The sequence below is a fragment of the uncultured Desulfovibrio sp. genome, assembly GCF_944324505.1.
Classification (GTDB): Bacteria; Desulfobacterota; Desulfovibrionia; order Desulfovibrionales; family Desulfovibrionaceae; genus Desulfovibrio.
The window spans coordinates 1-14,909 of sequence record NZ_CALUWO010000006.1; the positions used below are offsets into that span (position 1 = coordinate 1).

The 14,909-nt window shown below is 60.3% G+C and carries 15 protein-coding genes; 1 reads left to right on the forward strand and 14 read right to left on the reverse strand.

The window, feature by feature from the left end; translation table 11 throughout:
* Positions 1–303 precede the first annotated feature (303 nt).
* The gene (locus tag Q0J57_RS07325; RefSeq protein ID WP_297218789.1) at positions 304–549 is read right to left on the reverse strand and encodes a BrnA antitoxin family protein; all 246 of its coding nucleotides are present in this window, start codon (positions 547–549) and stop codon (positions 304–306) included.
* A 2-nt stretch (positions 550–551) separates the two neighbouring features.
* Positions 552–833 (reverse strand): BrnT family toxin, encoded by a 282-nt coding sequence (locus tag Q0J57_RS07330; RefSeq protein ID WP_297218791.1) that lies wholly within the window; start codon positions 831–833, stop codon positions 552–554.
* A 306-nt stretch (positions 834–1,139) separates the two neighbouring features.
* On the opposite strand from Q0J57_RS07330, the gene Q0J57_RS07335 reads away from it, so the two are divergent.
* Positions 1,140–1,340: a hypothetical protein gene (locus Q0J57_RS07335; RefSeq protein ID WP_297218793.1), complete on the forward strand. Its 201-nt coding sequence runs from the start codon at positions 1,140–1,142 to the stop codon at positions 1,338–1,340.
* Positions 1,341–1,496: 156 nt separating this feature from the next.
* Here the strand turns inward: Q0J57_RS07335 and Q0J57_RS07340 are convergent, their stop codons facing one another.
* The 12 genes from Q0J57_RS07340 to Q0J57_RS07395 form a co-directional block, all read right to left on the reverse strand.
* Complete coding sequence (locus Q0J57_RS07340; protein WP_297218796.1) at positions 1,497–2,009, reverse strand: cytochrome P460 family protein; 513 nt, start codon at positions 2,007–2,009, stop codon at positions 1,497–1,499.
* A gap of 1,075 nt (positions 2,010–3,084) precedes the next feature.
* Positions 3,085–3,396 (reverse strand): DUF1653 domain-containing protein, encoded by a 312-nt coding sequence (locus Q0J57_RS07345; protein WP_297218798.1) that lies wholly within the window; start codon positions 3,394–3,396, stop codon positions 3,085–3,087.
* 154 nt (positions 3,397–3,550) lie between these two features.
* The gene (locus tag Q0J57_RS07350; RefSeq protein WP_363315469.1) at positions 3,551–4,030 is read right to left on the reverse strand and encodes a hypothetical protein; all 480 of its coding nucleotides are present in this window, start codon (positions 4,028–4,030) and stop codon (positions 3,551–3,553) included.
* A gap of 201 nt (positions 4,031–4,231) precedes the next feature.
* The gene (locus Q0J57_RS07355; protein ID WP_297218800.1) at positions 4,232–4,693 is read right to left on the reverse strand and encodes a PTS sugar transporter subunit IIB; all 462 of its coding nucleotides are present in this window, start codon (positions 4,691–4,693) and stop codon (positions 4,232–4,234) included.
* A 1-nt stretch (position 4,694) separates the two neighbouring features.
* A complete protein-coding gene (locus Q0J57_RS07360; RefSeq protein WP_297218802.1) occupies positions 4,695–5,150 on the reverse strand; it encodes a PTS sugar transporter subunit IIA in 456 nt (151 codons plus the stop codon).
* 54 nt (positions 5,151–5,204) lie between these two features.
* Complete coding sequence (gene rapZ / locus Q0J57_RS07365) at positions 5,205–6,119, reverse strand: RNase adapter RapZ (protein WP_297218804.1); 915 nt, start codon at positions 6,117–6,119, stop codon at positions 5,205–5,207.
* A gap of 38 nt (positions 6,120–6,157) precedes the next feature.
* A complete protein-coding gene (gene raiA, locus Q0J57_RS07370) occupies positions 6,158–6,694 on the reverse strand; it encodes a ribosome-associated translation inhibitor RaiA (protein WP_297218806.1) in 537 nt (178 codons plus the stop codon).
* A gap of 25 nt (positions 6,695–6,719) precedes the next feature.
* Entirely contained in the window at positions 6,720–8,150 is a 1,431-nt protein-coding gene (gene rpoN, locus Q0J57_RS07375) for an RNA polymerase factor sigma-54 (RefSeq protein WP_297218808.1), read from the reverse strand.
* 334 nt (positions 8,151–8,484) lie between these two features.
* A complete protein-coding gene (gene dapF, locus Q0J57_RS07380) occupies positions 8,485–9,348 on the reverse strand; it encodes a diaminopimelate epimerase (protein WP_297218810.1) in 864 nt (287 codons plus the stop codon).
* Positions 9,349–9,815: 467 nt separating this feature from the next.
* Positions 9,816–11,255: an aspartate ammonia-lyase gene (aspA, locus tag Q0J57_RS07385; protein ID WP_297218812.1), complete on the reverse strand. Its 1,440-nt coding sequence runs from the start codon at positions 11,253–11,255 to the stop codon at positions 9,816–9,818.
* A 56-nt stretch (positions 11,256–11,311) separates the two neighbouring features.
* The gene (hslU, locus tag Q0J57_RS07390) at positions 11,312–12,625 is read right to left on the reverse strand and encodes an ATP-dependent protease ATPase subunit HslU (protein WP_297218813.1); all 1,314 of its coding nucleotides are present in this window, start codon (positions 12,623–12,625) and stop codon (positions 11,312–11,314) included.
* 134 nt (positions 12,626–12,759) lie between these two features.
* The gene (locus tag Q0J57_RS07395) at positions 12,760–14,850 is read right to left on the reverse strand and encodes a TRAP transporter permease (RefSeq protein ID WP_297218815.1); all 2,091 of its coding nucleotides are present in this window, start codon (positions 14,848–14,850) and stop codon (positions 12,760–12,762) included.
* Between the last annotated feature and the right edge of the window lie 59 nt (positions 14,851–14,909).

Consider the following 14,909-nt stretch of genomic DNA (forward strand, 5'->3'; position numbering starts at 1 on the left):
CAATATCCTGCTCAAGGATCATATCAAGCTGTTTGACGACAACGTCATCGCTCCCTTCATCCGGGCCATGTACCGCTCTGCCTGTGGAGCGCATTCTTTACAGCAAGGAAGAGGCCCAGCGGCATCAGCAGGAAATGCAGATGGCCAGTGCCCAGGCCAACGTGCAGGCCCTCACGCAGGAACTGCAGAAACAAGGCCTGCCGCCGCAGGAGATACAGCGCCAAATGCTCATGCTGCTGGCCCAGCTGGGGAAACAGACGGGCCTGCCGGCCCCCGGCCTGTCCCGTCAGGAGGTGCAGGCGTTTATGGCCGGGTTTGCGAGGCGCCTGCCCCGCCCTCTTCGCCCCACGTGATGACGGGTTTGCGCTTGTGGGCAACGCAGTCGGCCAGGTAGGCATTGATCAGCGTCTGGTACGGCATGCTGGTTTCTTCAGACAGCTTCTTGAAGTAGTCCACAGTGCTCGTATCCAGGCGGATGGTGACCGTGGTCTTCTGCTGCCGGACATAGGGGTTCTTGATCCCTTCCGAAAAATCGTATTCGTCGCGCATGGCTATTTTCTGCTTGCGTAGGTGGCGGATTCTCGTGCCGTGGCCTTGCGGGCCGAGATAATCCTGATCTGTTCGTCATTTTCGCGGTAGCAGTGGCAGACAACAAGAATGCGCAGCTGGCTGCTCAGGCCAAGCAGCAGAAAGCGGTCCTCGTCTTCCGAGTGGTCCGGGTCGTAGATGCGCAGCGCGTCCACGTCCTGGAACACGGTCTGCGCCTCCTCGAACGAGACGCCGTGCTTGCGCCGGTTGATGGTGGCTTTTTGCGGATCCCAGACAACATCCATGGCATTTCCTTGGTATACCTTTTCTGTATGTACAAGGTAAATTATTGTCAATATCGACAGCCTATGGCCTTGTCACTTTGTCTGCTGATTTATAAAAAATTTTAATAAGTTCAATGAGAAAAGACTTGCCACCCCGTCGGGAAAGAGTGAACACACAACCAAGCCAGATGGCGAATTTCTCAATATTCCAAGAGGTTTTAAAATACTGTATCGCCTGAATCAGTGGTACGGTTTCTGGGGAACCATGGGCGACAAGGCCGAAACCCTGCCCGCATCGTGGCGGCCACGGGCTGCGAAGAGGACGAGGTGCGAGACGTTCTGGATAGCCGCCACTTTGCCGACACCGTCCGTTCCTATCAGGAACGCGACCATGCGCTCCATGAGGCCGTGACCGAGGGCATTGCCGAATGGCGCGGCTACCGTGTGGGCAAGGCTACCCGCCGGGGGTACGACATGCCCGAAGGGGCCGACTACCTCACCGGCATGGTGCTGGCTGGAGTTTGCTAAGTCTTCTTCAATGAAAAATTCGGCAGGATGGGTAATGCCTGCCGGGCCTACAGGTGTGATCCCAGTGGTCACGGAGGTTTTCTGCCATACAAAAGTCCCACCGGCTTTGCCGGTGGGTTCCTTTTTTATGGCGCATGAAACGGACGGCTTCTGCCCTTAGCGGAATGTTGCGGGACGGGTGAAGGCCCAGTCGTGCTGGCGGACTGCCGCATGGCAGTCGATGCATTCTTTTTCAAAGGAGGCGTCCTTGCCATAGGGCGTGCGGTCCGTGCCGACCCAGCGCGCCCAGCCCCAGCCGGTTCCGTTGGCAGCGAATTTCTTGCTGTCCTTGAACATGAATTCGGCGTTGAGGAGCTTGTGGGGGACCACAGCGGCAGGCCAGTCTTCTTCAGTGGTTTCTGACCAGGCGACCTTGGCAAGGATGGCGCCGTCAGGCCAGGGGGAGGTCTGGCCGCTGCGGGCCGCCTGGACGGCAATGTCATTGCCAAGAATAACGCGCATGCTTTCCCGATCCAGGCGGTGCGAAATGGAGATCACGGCCCAGTTTTCAAATCCTTCCGGGATGGCAAGACCATTGGGGGCGGGGGGCGTCGTGCTCTCCCCTGCCATGGTCGGAGCCGCACACAGACACAGCACGCACAGCGTGGACAAGAGGGAAACAAATTTCATGACAATCCTCCGTGACGTGGCGCTCATGCGCTGACCGGGCCTGTCCCGCAGGGCATGTCGCCAATTATTGATAATAAGAATTGTTATCTAAATATTTTTGCATGTCAAGTTACTTTTGTCACAAGAAGTCTGAAGCACTGACGAGGCTGGCCCGGTGCCGCATACGGGGACTGACCACGGAAAACCATGCGGCGAACGCGGCTGCGGTCCGGAATACTGCCCGAGAATGCCTTGGTGCGGTCGATTTGCGGTCGATGTGCGCTGAAAACGATCTTCATATTGCGGCCGGCGGACGCCCACAGCCAGCAATCGTTACAGCAACGGTGCTGATCGCCGGATTACCGGCGCGGGACAGTGGACGCCGGCAGGAATCCGGCATACGGCATGTCCGCTATGGCCTCGTTGCATCTGGATATTCGCGGTGCATGAGCACAAGCGGCAGCAGGCCGTCACCGGCGTCGCGTCGGCTGTAAGGACTTCTGTCGGATTCAGGCTTGAAAGTGTGGATGGCCTGCCGCAGGGGGAGAGGTGCCAAGCCGTCCGGCGGGGAGGACGGCTCGCCGCCATGAAGGGCGTGTCAGGTGTCATGTGGTCTGTCCTTGCTGTCTGCCACAGTGCTGCGAACACAGGCACGCGTGCCTGGTGAGGGACTTGCCGCTGGTCCCCGTCGTATAGTGCTGCCGGCTGCGTCGGGGGGGACAGGCATTCCCGCGTCATTGCGCAAAGGTCAGACGATGGCGATGGGCGGTAGCTGCAACGACAGTCAGGGGGACGCCGCAGGGCAGCGCGGCACGGCGGCCCTCCCCTGTGCTGCCTCTGCTCTGTCGGTACGGCATTAGTGGTGGATGCGGCACAGGTATCAGGCCGCTGTCTGCTCAGCGCTGGGGGGGCGGGATTTGTTGCTGTCCGCTTACGGCGGAAATGTGGTGCAGCCTGAGCCGGGGGGGCGTACCTGGGGGCGCGACAGAGCCGTTCGGGAGGACTGGCTGGTGTGCGTTTGTGGCGTTTTATGCGCCGGAGGGTTTCTGCGGAAAGCGCCTGCCATGGCACCACCGGCCATTCGCTGTCCTGTTCCTCAGGACTGGTTGGTTGCCTTGTTCACATCAGCGAGTATTGGCACTCCGGCTTTGCGGAACAGCTCGAAACGGTAGGTTTGGCGGGCGTCAGGATACTTGACCTTGTCCACTAGGGAAAAGAACATGCCCCGCGGGCGGGCAAAGAGGCGGCCTTCGCCGTAGAGCGCCCGGTAAATGACCAGGTTTTCTCCGGTTTCGGTATGTTCGGCAATGCCAACGATTTGATAGAGATAGGTTGTGCCAGGATTTTTCAGGGTATGCCGCTTGAAGTGCTGGACAATATCGCCGGGCTGGAAGGTACGCTCCTGCATGGGGCTTCTCCATGAAAGCGGTTTTGTGCCGTTGTGCTGGCTGATCCGGGCGGCGCTGCGGGGAGGCCGGGCTTTGCCCGGTCCTGCGCATGCGCCACGGTGCTCTGTAAAAAACGCCTTGCCGGGCCGTACCACGGTAGCGCGCAGTGTCGCCTTACAGGTAGTGCTTCATAAGGAAGGCCACAGCGCCAAGGAAGAGCGCAGTCAGCAGAACCGCATAGGCCCGGCGCACGCGCAGGGAGAGTACGCCGCCCAGCATGGCCGTGGCATACATCATGGGCCAGGTGATGACGAGCAGAAGCGGGCCGCGCCGGTGCGAATCCAGCCCTTCAAAGACAACGGCCAGCGCCACGAAGGACACCATGTACAGGGCCAGTTGCAGGATGGCCCGCAGAAGCGCCCCCAGCAGCAGCGCACTGCCCGGGGAAAGCCCCTTGCCGGTCAGGCAGTACTGCTCCACCGGCGGCATGAGGCCATTGAGAAAGACGCGCTCGCTCCGCTCCAGCAGGGCCGCGCCATAGGCGGCCAGAACTGCCAGCAGAATGGGCAGCAGCAGCGGCCCGGGCGCTGACCAGCCGTACAGGCGCGCCAGGGGAAAGAGCAGCAGATAGCTCAGGGTGCCCTGTGGCGGCACGACAGTACCCAGCGGGACAACATCCAGCCACAGCAGCTCCAGGGTTATGCCCAGGGGCAGGGCCAGCAGCCAGTCATCCGTCAGCAGGCCAACAATCAGGGCAACGCACAGGGGTCTGTCGAGCAGGCGGCTTACCAGCGTGGCGCGAAAGGTTCCCAGCAGGACAAAAAAAAAGCGTAGGGAAGCCCGGTCAGGGCTGTCTCATAAAAGCTGTTCAACGGCATCTCGGATTTTTTCGGAAGGAACACAGCGAAAATCCAGCTGCACCTCGCGTTTCTGGATGGCACGCAGGTCTTCACTGTCCTGTTCGGAAACAGCAACGTGCGGCAAGAGCTGCTTTTTGCCGGGGGCGTAGTGCAGGTTGCCGATATTGAGTGTTTTCATGTTGACGCCGGCATCACTGGCACAGCGGGCATCATGGCAGTCTTCAAAGAGAACCAGGGCACTGTCCCCGCACAGTCCCAGCACCCGGGGCAGGTCCTGCACGGTGACGAAATGGGTTTCCACCGTTTCCGGCACAGCCAGCAGGGTTATCTGCTGACGCAGCAGGTCCTCCGCCATGGCATCGTTGGCTACCACAAGGTGGCGGGCGGCAACATAGGGCAGCCAGCCCTCGATGACCTGCCCGTGCACAAGCCTGTTGTCAACGCGAAACCACGCCATGTCAGGCTCCAGGCTTTTCCGGCTTTTCACGGGTCTTGCTGCGCAGCATCTTGCCGGCCACCACGATGCCGCGGGTGCCTGCGTCGCCTGCCAGTTCGGCAAGCTCGGCCAGGGGCTTTTCGCGGCAGCTGAACACCTTGAGCAGCATGGGCAGATTGACGCCGGTGACCACTTCCACATTATGGCTGCCCAGCAGGGACAGGGCCAGATTGGTGGGGGTTCCGCCGAACATGTCCGTAAGAATGATGACGCCAGCTCCCTTGTCCAGGCGCTGGGCGGCATCATCCAGGCGGCGCACGGTTTCGGGCACTTCCTGGGCAACATCCACGCTGATGGAGGTACAGTCACTGAGCGTGCCGAGGATGAATTCCGCGGTCCGCAGCATGGCAGAGCCATAATCCGCATGTGCCACGACAATGATGCCGACGTGAACCGGCCTGCTCTGATCTTCTGTCATGATGACCTCGCACGTTATCCAGGGAAAAAGGATAAGAAAATAGTGCCAGCTTTTCTAGCCGAATTCAAGATGACGGTGCTCCACGGAGGTGGCATAGTCCGCCTGGCGCAGGGCCTGGGTCAGTTCTTCGGCCACAGCCACAGAGCGGTGCCGTCCGCCGGTACAGCCAATGGCAATGGCCACCCGGTAGCGCCCTTCTGCTTCCATGAGCGGCAGCATGTAGAATAGCAGGTCCTGCAGTTTCTGCAGGAATTCGCGGGCACCCGGCGAGTTCAGCACATAGTCCGACACGGCCTTGTCCAGCCCGCTCAGGGGGCGCAGCTGCGGATCAAAATAGGGATTGGGCAGGAATCGCATGTCAAAGACCATGTCCGATTCGCGGGGCACCCCGTATTTGTAGCCGAAAGACAGCACATTGACTCGTATGGCCCGCAGCTTTTCCCGGGACCGCCAGCGTTTTTGAATGGCCCGCCTGAGGTCATGGATGGAAAAGCGCGTGGTGTCCACCACCAGGTCCGCCGTTTCCCGCAGCGGCAGCAGTCGCTCCCTTTCCGTGCGCAGGGCCTCTTCCAGGCCTAGCCCTTCGCGCTCCAGCGGATGGGGACGCCGGGTGGTGGCATAGCGGCGCATGAGTTCCTGGGGGGTGGCTTCCAGAAAGAGCAGCATGGGCCGCACGCCGGCCTCGGCCATGCTGGTCAGAGCCAGATTGGTTTCTTCCACAAAGTTGCTCTGGCGGATGTCCATCCCCAGAGCCATGCCGCGGTAGCGGCTCATGGAGGGGCGGGACATCATGCCCGCCATATCGGGGGCCAGGCTGGCCGGCAGGCCGTCCACCGTAAAATAGCCAAGGTCTTCAAATACTTTCAGAGCCGTGCTTTTGCCTGCGCCGGAAAGGCCGGTCACAATGCAGACCTGGGAAGGCAGGCCGGCGGCAAGGCTGTGAGGGCGGGAAGGAGATGCTGCGGTCATGGCTGGGAAAAAAGGCCCCCTTGCGGGGGCCCTGGAGGTTAGAGAACCGGGTCGATGAGCGCAAAGCCGCTGGTCTTGCGCCGGTAGACCACGTTGACGCGGCTGCTTTCGGCGCTGATGAAGACCAGGAAGTCCCCGCCCACATTTTCCAGCTGCATGATGGCTTCATCCAGGTGCAGCGGCTTGGCGGCGAAGCGGTCCGTGCCCACCACGTCGGGCTGCTCTTCTTCACTTTCCAGGTTATAGGTGAAAACGTCCACATCCACATTGCGGGCCTGGCGGCGCTGTTCCTTGACACGCGAGACCTGCTTCTTGATCTGCGCCTCGATCTTGTCCGTGACCAGGTCAATGGCGGCATACATGTCAGAGGTCTGCTCCGAGGCGTTGATGTGCAGCCCTTCGCCCGTAACGGTCACTTCGCAGCGATGACGGAACTTGTCGACGGTAAGCACCACATCCACTTCCAGGCCGGCAGCCTTGCCAAAGAAGCGCCCCAGCTTTTCCATGCGGCGGCGGGCATACTTCTTGAGATGGTCGGACGCATCGAAATTCTTGAAAGCAAAAGAAATGTTCATGGAGCCTCCCGAGTGTTCACTGGGGTTAGAAATGTTCCCTTCGCTTGGAGGAGGAGGGAATATCCAGAGCCGTTCTGTACTTGGCAACAGTGCGGCGCGCAATGTTAACCTTAAAGTGTTCCTTTAACATTTCCCCCAGGCGTTCATCGCTGAGGGGGGCGTGGGGGTCCTCTTCGGCAATGAATTTCTTGAGCAGCGCCTTGACGCTTTCCGAACCGACCTGGCTGCCGTCATCCAGTTCCAGCGCACTGTTAAAGAAAAACTTTAACTCAAAGATACCGTGGGGGGTGGCCACATATTTGTTGGTGGTGATGCGGCTGACCGTGGATTCGTGCACGCCGATATCGTCGGCAATATCCTTGAGGATCAGCGGAGCCAGGTGTGTTACCCCCTTTTCAAAGAACGGGCGCTGATGACGGACAATGCTTTCCATGACCTTGTAGAGGGTCCGCTGGCGCTGGTACAGGCTGTTGATGAGCCAGATGGCCCCGCGCTTTTTTTCGTTGCAGTAGTCCTTCTGGGCGCTGTTTTCACAGTCCAGCGCCCACTGCCCCATATCCGAAAGTTGCAGCTGCGGCAGGCCGTCATCATTGAGCACAATGACGAAATCATCGCCTGCCTTGTACACGAAAACATCCGGGCTTACATAGGTCGGCTCGCCACCGCCGAAGCTGGCGCCGGGCATGGGGTCCAGGCTCTGGATGATGTCCAGGTATTCGCCCAGCTCCTCCTTGCTCAGCTTGAACTTGCGCAGCAGGGGCTTGTAGCGCTTGGCTTCCAGGTCTTCAAGGTGGCATTCGATGAGTTCCCGCAGGATGGGGTCCCGGTCGTAATTGAGATTGCGTATCTGGATGAGCAGGCATTCCCGCGCATCCCTGGCGGCCACGCCCACGGGGTCAAAAAGCTGTATGCGCTCCAGAACGGTCTGCACCTCGGCCGGTTCCACATGGCATTGGCTGGCAATTTCCTCAAGACTGGCCTGGAGATAGCCGGAAGAGGAAAGATTGCCGATGATTTCTTCGCCGATTTCCTTCTGGCGCTCGTCAAGGGTGGACAGACGCAGCTGCCACATGAGGTGGCTTTCAAGGGATGGCTTGACGGAATAACGGGCTTCCAGGGGAGTCATCTCCTCCGGCGTTTCGTAATCCCGGGGCTGAACAAGGCGTGGGCTACTGGAAAATTCCCCAAGGTAGTCTTCCCAGTCGGCATTCCGGGAAAGATCCGTATCATAGGCCACATCGTCGTCATGTGGCTTGCGGTCGTCCGGCGGTTCCTGCGTTTCCGTGGCCAGATGATTGTCCCGTTCTTCCAGAAAAGGATTTTCCAGCAGCTCCTGCTGCACCGTCTCCAGCAGTTCCACCCGGGAAAGTTGCAGAAGACGGATGGCCTGCTGCAACTGGGGCGTCATGACCAGTTGTTGCAGCGTCTTGAGCTGTTGTTGCAGTTCTATAGCCATAACTATCGAGAAACCTTTTAAATTTTTAGCCTGCCATCCTTCACAAATACCATGCCACAAGCACAGAAAACTTGCAAGCATGCGGAAAAGATGGTCTGACACAAAAGGAAATCCGTGTCGTTTTCCTCGAGCGCGCCCTTCCAGACAGCATGCTGCCGCAAAAAACGGGGACCCGGTGCGCCTGCCGCCCGGCGCGGGTACCGGGGCAGCTGCGGGCTTTTGCGGCAGCCTCCCCCTGCCGCCAGGACGGCCTGACGCAGGAAAATCCGCTTCCGGCTTGGGCAGAAGCGGATTTTCCTACAGAAGCGGGCAGCCAATGAGGCTGCCCCGCTGGTCAATAAAAGGCGAATGTGCCGTCCGTGCTGCGGCAGGCCGGGGCCGTCAGATACAGGTGGTCATCGGCCTTGTTCCAGTCCACATGCAGCGAGCTGCCGCCCTGCAGCTCCATTTCCACACTGCGATCCGTGCGCTGGCAGAGGATGCAGGCCACGGCACTGACGCAGGCGCCTCCGTCGCGTACGCGGATGGAATCGCCCTGCTTCCATGCGCAGAGCCGCACACGGGAGGACGAGAGCACTTCCACAAATTCCAGGACCACGCCCCGGGGGAAGAGGCCCAGTTCACCGATGCGCGCGGCAATGGCCGGGCAGTCGGTCTGTGCCAGATCAGGGGTCAGGATAATGCCGTGTGCCACCCCGTCGATGCCCACAGCGGTCAGGCTGTAGGTGATGCCCCCGACACTCAGGGGATAGTCGATGAGACGGCTGCCTTCCACCCCGCGGGGAAGCACAACGGGAATCTGGGCCGCCGACAGCACGGGTACTTCCCTGTCCACCATGATGGCCGACACATCGCCGCCTTCGAGCAGGATGCGCACCACCTTGATGCCCGCGGACGTTTCCACCCGGATGACCTCGCGGCGGCAGATGTCCTTTTCAAAAACATAGGAGCCTACGGCGCGCAGGGCATTGCCGTAGCGGTCGGTTTCGCTGCCATCGGCATTGTAGAGGCACATGCGCACGTCCGCCTTGTTGGAGGGCATGACCAGCGCTACCCCGTCGGCACCAATGCCGCAGTAGGGATTGCAGATGCGGCGGGCAAATTCGCTGCCGTCATGCACATGCTCCTGGAAACCGTTGACGCAGATAAAGGCGTTGCCGAAGCTCCGCATTTTCGTAAAGGCAATGATGTTTGTCATATTCATCTCTCGTTGCCGGAAGCCGGCAAGGGGTTTGGCGTATGGCGGCAAGGGACGGCCGGAAGGGGCTGCGCCGGCCCTGGTCTGTCAGGCCAGGCCGGGGCGCATTGGCCCTTCTCGACCACGTATAGCAAAAAACGGGCCTGGGGAAAAGGGCACACTGCCCTGCCGGGCGTCATTCCCTGCCCTGCCGGCACGAAAAAGCCGGAAGCAGAGCAACGCATCTTCCCCCCCGGGATAACATCGCTCTGCTTCCAGCAATTCCTGTCAAGCCGGCGTCGGCTTGTATATGGCACTGGCTGATTTGCGGGATCCCCGTAAGGATTCCAAAAACAAACAGCATTTCAATATGTTAAATTGACAAACTCTGCAAGTTTTTTTTGCCCTCCGCCTATGCCCGCCCGGGAGTGCTTCCGGGCGTCTGCGGGACAGGCGCGTCATGCCGTAGCCGGGGCCTGCTGCCGGGCTTAGCCCTTGGGGGCTGCCGGCGAGGACGTACCGGCGGGCAGCGGGCTGCCGGGGCGCAGCATGTGTTCCGGTGCCAGCAGATTTTCGAGCTGTTCGCGGCTGAGCAGGTTTCGTTCCAGGACCACATCAAAAAGCGAACGGCCGGATTGCAGGGCTTCCTTGGCAATGGAGGCCGAGGTTTCATAGCCCAGATAGGGATTGAGGGCGGTCACAATGCCGATGGAATGATAGACCAGATCCCGGCAGCGGGCTTCATTGGCCGTGATGCCGCGTATGCAGTAGTCCACCAGGCTGCGGCAACCGGCGCCCAGGCGCTTCATGCCCGAGAAGAGGGAATAGGCAATGACCGGCTCCATGACATTGAGTTCCAGCTGTCCCGCCTCGGCAGCCATGGTGATGGTGACATCCTTGCCGATGATGTCAAAGCATATCTGGTTCATGACTTCAGGCATGACGGGATTCACCTTGCCGGGCATGATGGAGGAACCGGGCTGGCGTGGCGGCAGATTGATTTCGTTGAGGCCGCAGCGCGGACCGGACGAGAGCAGGCGCAGGTCATTGCACATTTTGGAGATTTTGGTGGCACAGCGCTTGAGCACGCCCGAAAGCTGCACATAGGCGCCGGTATCGGAAGTGGCCTCCACCATATTGTCCGCCATTTCCACGGGTACGCCGGAAACTTCGCGCAGCTTGCGGGTGACCAGTTCGGCATAGCCGGCCGGGCTGTTGATGCCCGTGCCGATGGCCGTGGCGCCCATATTGATTTCGGCAATAAGATTGCGGGCTTCGCCCACGCGCATCATGTCTTCGCTCAGGGTATGGGCATAGGCGGCAAATTCCATGCCCAGAGTCATGGGCACGGCATCCTGCAACTGCGTCCGGCCCATTTTGATGATATGGGCAAACTCCCTGCCCTTTTCTTCCAGGGCTTCCCGCAGATAGTCCATATCGCCGATGAGCTGGGTCAGCTTGGCGTAGAGGGCAATGCGTATGGCCGTGGGGTAGGCGTCGTTGGTGGACTGGGAGCAGTTCACATCATTGTTGGGGTGACAGTACTGATACTCGCCCTTCTGGTGCCCCATGATTTCCAGGGCGCGGTTGGCAATGACTTCATTGGCGTTCATATTGCATGAGGTCCCTGCCCCGCCCTGGAAGACATCCAGCGGAAACTGGTCGTCAAATTTGCCGGCCACAATTTCGTCGCAGGCCTGGCAGATGGCCCTGCACTTGTCCTGCGACAGGACGCCAAGTTCGCCATTGGCCAGGGCCGCCGCCTTCTTGACGCAGGCCATGCCCTGAATGAATTTGGTCAGCGTGGAAATGGGAATGCCGGAAATACGGAAGTTTTCCAGCGCACGGCAGGTCTGGATGCCGTAGTAGATGTGGGCCGGGATTTCCATTTCGCCGAGAAAGTCGTGCTCCGTACGGGTTGCGTTCATTGCTGCGTCTCCAGACGGGAACGGGCTGCATCCTTCCGGCATGCAGCCCGCTGGGGTTACAGGATATACTGGCTCAGGTCCTCGTCATCGCGCACATCTTCCAGATGCTGGACAACATAGTCGCGGTTGACCATGATCTGCGCACCGGGCATGTCCGGCGCATCAAAGGAAATTTCCGCCAGAATCTTTTCCATGATGGTATAGAGGCGTCGCGCCCCGATATTTTCCGTGCGTCCGTTGATGATTTCGGCAAAGGAGGCAATCTCTTCCAGGCCGTCATCGGAAAAGCTCAGCTTCACCTGTTCCGTGCCCAGCAGCGCCTCGTACTGCCTGGTCAGGGCATTGTCCGGCTCCTTGAGAATGCGCAGGAATTCTTCCTTGCCCAGGGGTTGCAGCTCCACACGCAGCGGAAAACGCCCCTGCAGCTCGGGTATCATGTCCGACGGCTTGCTGAAGTGAAAGGCTCCGGCCGCAATGAAGAGGATGTGATCCGTGCGCACCATGCCATATTTGGTATTGACGGCACTGCCTTCCACAATGGGCAGCAGGTCGCGCTGCACGCCCTCGCGGGAAATGTCGGAGCTGCGGTTGCTGCCGGTGCTGGCAATCTTGTCAATTTCGTCAATGAAGATGATGCCCATCTGCTCCACGCGTTCGCGGGCGCGGTCGGCCAGCGCCTCCTGATCCACAAGTTTGCCCGACTCCTCCTGCACCAGCACGTTGAAGGCTTCGCGCACCTTCATCTTGCGGCGACGCTGACGGGGAGGAAAGGCCTTGCCGAACATGTCCTTCACCTGGCTGCCCATTTGCTCCATGCCGGGTATGGCAAAGATGTCGATGCCGCTGCCGCCCTGCTCCACCACATCCAGTTCCACTTCCCGGTCGTCCATGAAGCCCAGACGGAACTGCTGTCGCAGCTTTTCGCGTGTGGACTGGCGTTCTTCCCCGCCGAAGGAATTGGGCAGCAGCAGGTCCAGCAGGCGGGATTCCGCGGCGGCCTCCGCCGCCTGACGCACGCGGGCATTTTCCTCGTCACGCACCAGCTTGATGCCGATTTCCATGAGGTCCCGCACCATGGATTCCACGTCACGCCCCACATAGCCCACTTCCGTAAACTTGGTGGCTTCCACCTTGATGAAGGGGGCGCCGCTGAGCCGGGCCAGACGGCGGGCAATTTCGGTCTTGCCCACGCCGGTAGGCCCCATCATGATGATATTCTTGGGCGCAATCTCGTCGCGCAGTTCGGCGGGAAGGTGCTGGCGGCGCCAGCGGTTGCGCACGGCCACAGCCACCATGCGCTTGGCCTGTTCCTGACCCACCACATATTTGTCCAGTTCGGCCACGATTTCACGCGGTGTCAAAGCGCTCATATGTTCTCCTTGCTCTGCCCTTCCGGAGGGCATGTCAGCAAAGTATAGTCACTCGAAAGCGGACTGGCAATGCCGCCCGGCAGCGCAGCATAAAAAAGGGCCGGCAGAGCCGGCCCGTGCATGGCAAGAGGGGGTCAGGCGGCCGCCGCCGGGCGGGGACCGTCCGGCATAGTCTTCTGCAGGATATAGACCAGCACCATGAGCCCCAGACCGATGGCATCCGTGATGATGCCGGGGGTAATGAGGGTGATGGCGCCGGCCAGCAGCAGGAGGCGTTCCCAGATGTGCAGGTTGCGCAGCCAGAAGCCCACACTGGCAAAGGAAAGGGATACGATGCCCAGAATGGCCGTGACCACATAGCTGGCCACTTCCGTTCCGGTGGCATTAATCATGAGCAGACCGGGATTGTAGCAGAAGATGTACGGAATGAGGAAGCCTGCCAGTGCCAGCTTGACGGCCATGAAGCCCGTGGCATTGGGTTCTGCCCGGGCAATGCCGGCCGCGGCATAGGCGGCCAGGGCCACGGGGGGCGTCAGGTCGGCCAGAATGCCGAAGTACATGATGAAAAGATGCGCTGCCAGCGCGGGCACGCCAAAGTGCATGATGGCCGGGGCGGCAATGGTGGCCAGCACAATGTACTTGGCCGTGGTGGGCAGCCCCATGCCCAGCACGATGGACGCCAGCATGGTCAGCACCAGGGTCAGGGCAAAGCTGTCGCCGGAGACCACCAGAATGGCCTGTGCCAGCTTGAGGCCCAGGCCGGTCAGGGTCACCACCCCGATGACAAAGCCCGTGCAGGCGCAGGCCGCGGCCACACCCAGGGCCAGGCGGCCACCGTTTTCCATGGCGCTCAACACGTCCTTCACGTTCATGACGTTGGTGCGCCACAGTTCCTTTTCCACGCGCTGGCCGGCATAGCTGGCGCCATTGATGGCCTTCCAGTTATTGGCAATCCACGAGATGATGACCGTGGCCAGGATGCAGTAGTAGGCGGACTTGAGGGGGGTGTAGCCTTCTATCAGCAGATAGATGAGCACAATGATGGGCAGCAGCAGGTAGCCCCCCTGCCGCAGCACCACCCAGACCCGGGGCAGGCGCTCCTTGGGAATGCCCTTGAGTCCCATGCGCTTGGCTTCCATGTGCACCATGAGGCCCACGGCCAGATAGTAGAGCAGGGCCGGAATAAGGGCTGCCTTGGCGATTTCCACATAGCCGATGCCGAGGAACTGGGCCATGATGAAGGCGGCGGCCCCCATGATGGGCGGCATGATCTGTCCGCCGGTGGACGAGGCCGCTTCCACGGCGCCGGCAAAGGAGCCGCGGTAGCCTACGCTTTTCATGAGCGGGATAGTAAAGGTCCCGGTGGACACGGTATTGGCCACGGACGAGCCGGAAATGGTGCCGAAGAAGCCGCTGGCCAGCACGGCCACCTTGGCCGGGCCGCCTACGTAGCGGCCGGCAGCGGCCAGGGCGAGGTCAATGAAGAACTTGCCCAGCCCCGTGCTGTGCAGGAAGGCGCCGAACAGGATGAAAAGAAAGACAAAGGAGGCGGATACGCCCAGCGGCGTGCCGAACAGCCCCTCTGTGGTCAGATACATGTGCGAGACGATGCGCTGCACGCTGAAGCCGCGATGTCCCAGCATCCCGGGAATGAGATTGCCGAACTTGGCGTAGAGCAGAAAGACAATGGCTACCAGGGTGATGGGCAGCCCCACGATGCGGCGCGTTGCCTCAAGCACCAGGACAATGGCGGCGCAGCCGAAGATGAAGTCCAGCTCCGTGGCCGGGCCGGCATCCAGCACGATCACGTCGTAATTCCAGACGATGTAGGCGCACACAAGGGCGCCGGCCATGGCCAGGATAACGTCGTACCAGGCCAGTTTGTTGATTTTGGAGGCACGGGCCGGATACAGCAGATAGACCAGCGTCAGCACAAAGCCCAGATGGACGGCACGCTGTATCTGCGGCGGAAAGGCCCCCATGGCCGCCGTATACAGATGAAAGGCCGAAAAGGCGATGCAGAGGAAGCGGACAAGAATGTCCATCCCGCCCTTGAACGTGCGGTACACGGATTCCTTGTCGTACTTGGCGACGATTTCGGAAACATCCATGGTTTCCTGGCTGCGGGCCACGGCAACGTGGTCCACGTCATCCGTCTCTTTTTCCAGGGCAAAGCCCCCGGCTCCCTCTTTGTCGATAACCTTCATGCGTTCTTCATGACTCATCTGGACTTCCTACCTCCCACGAAAGACATGTGCACAAACGCGCACGCCCCGCACGGGGC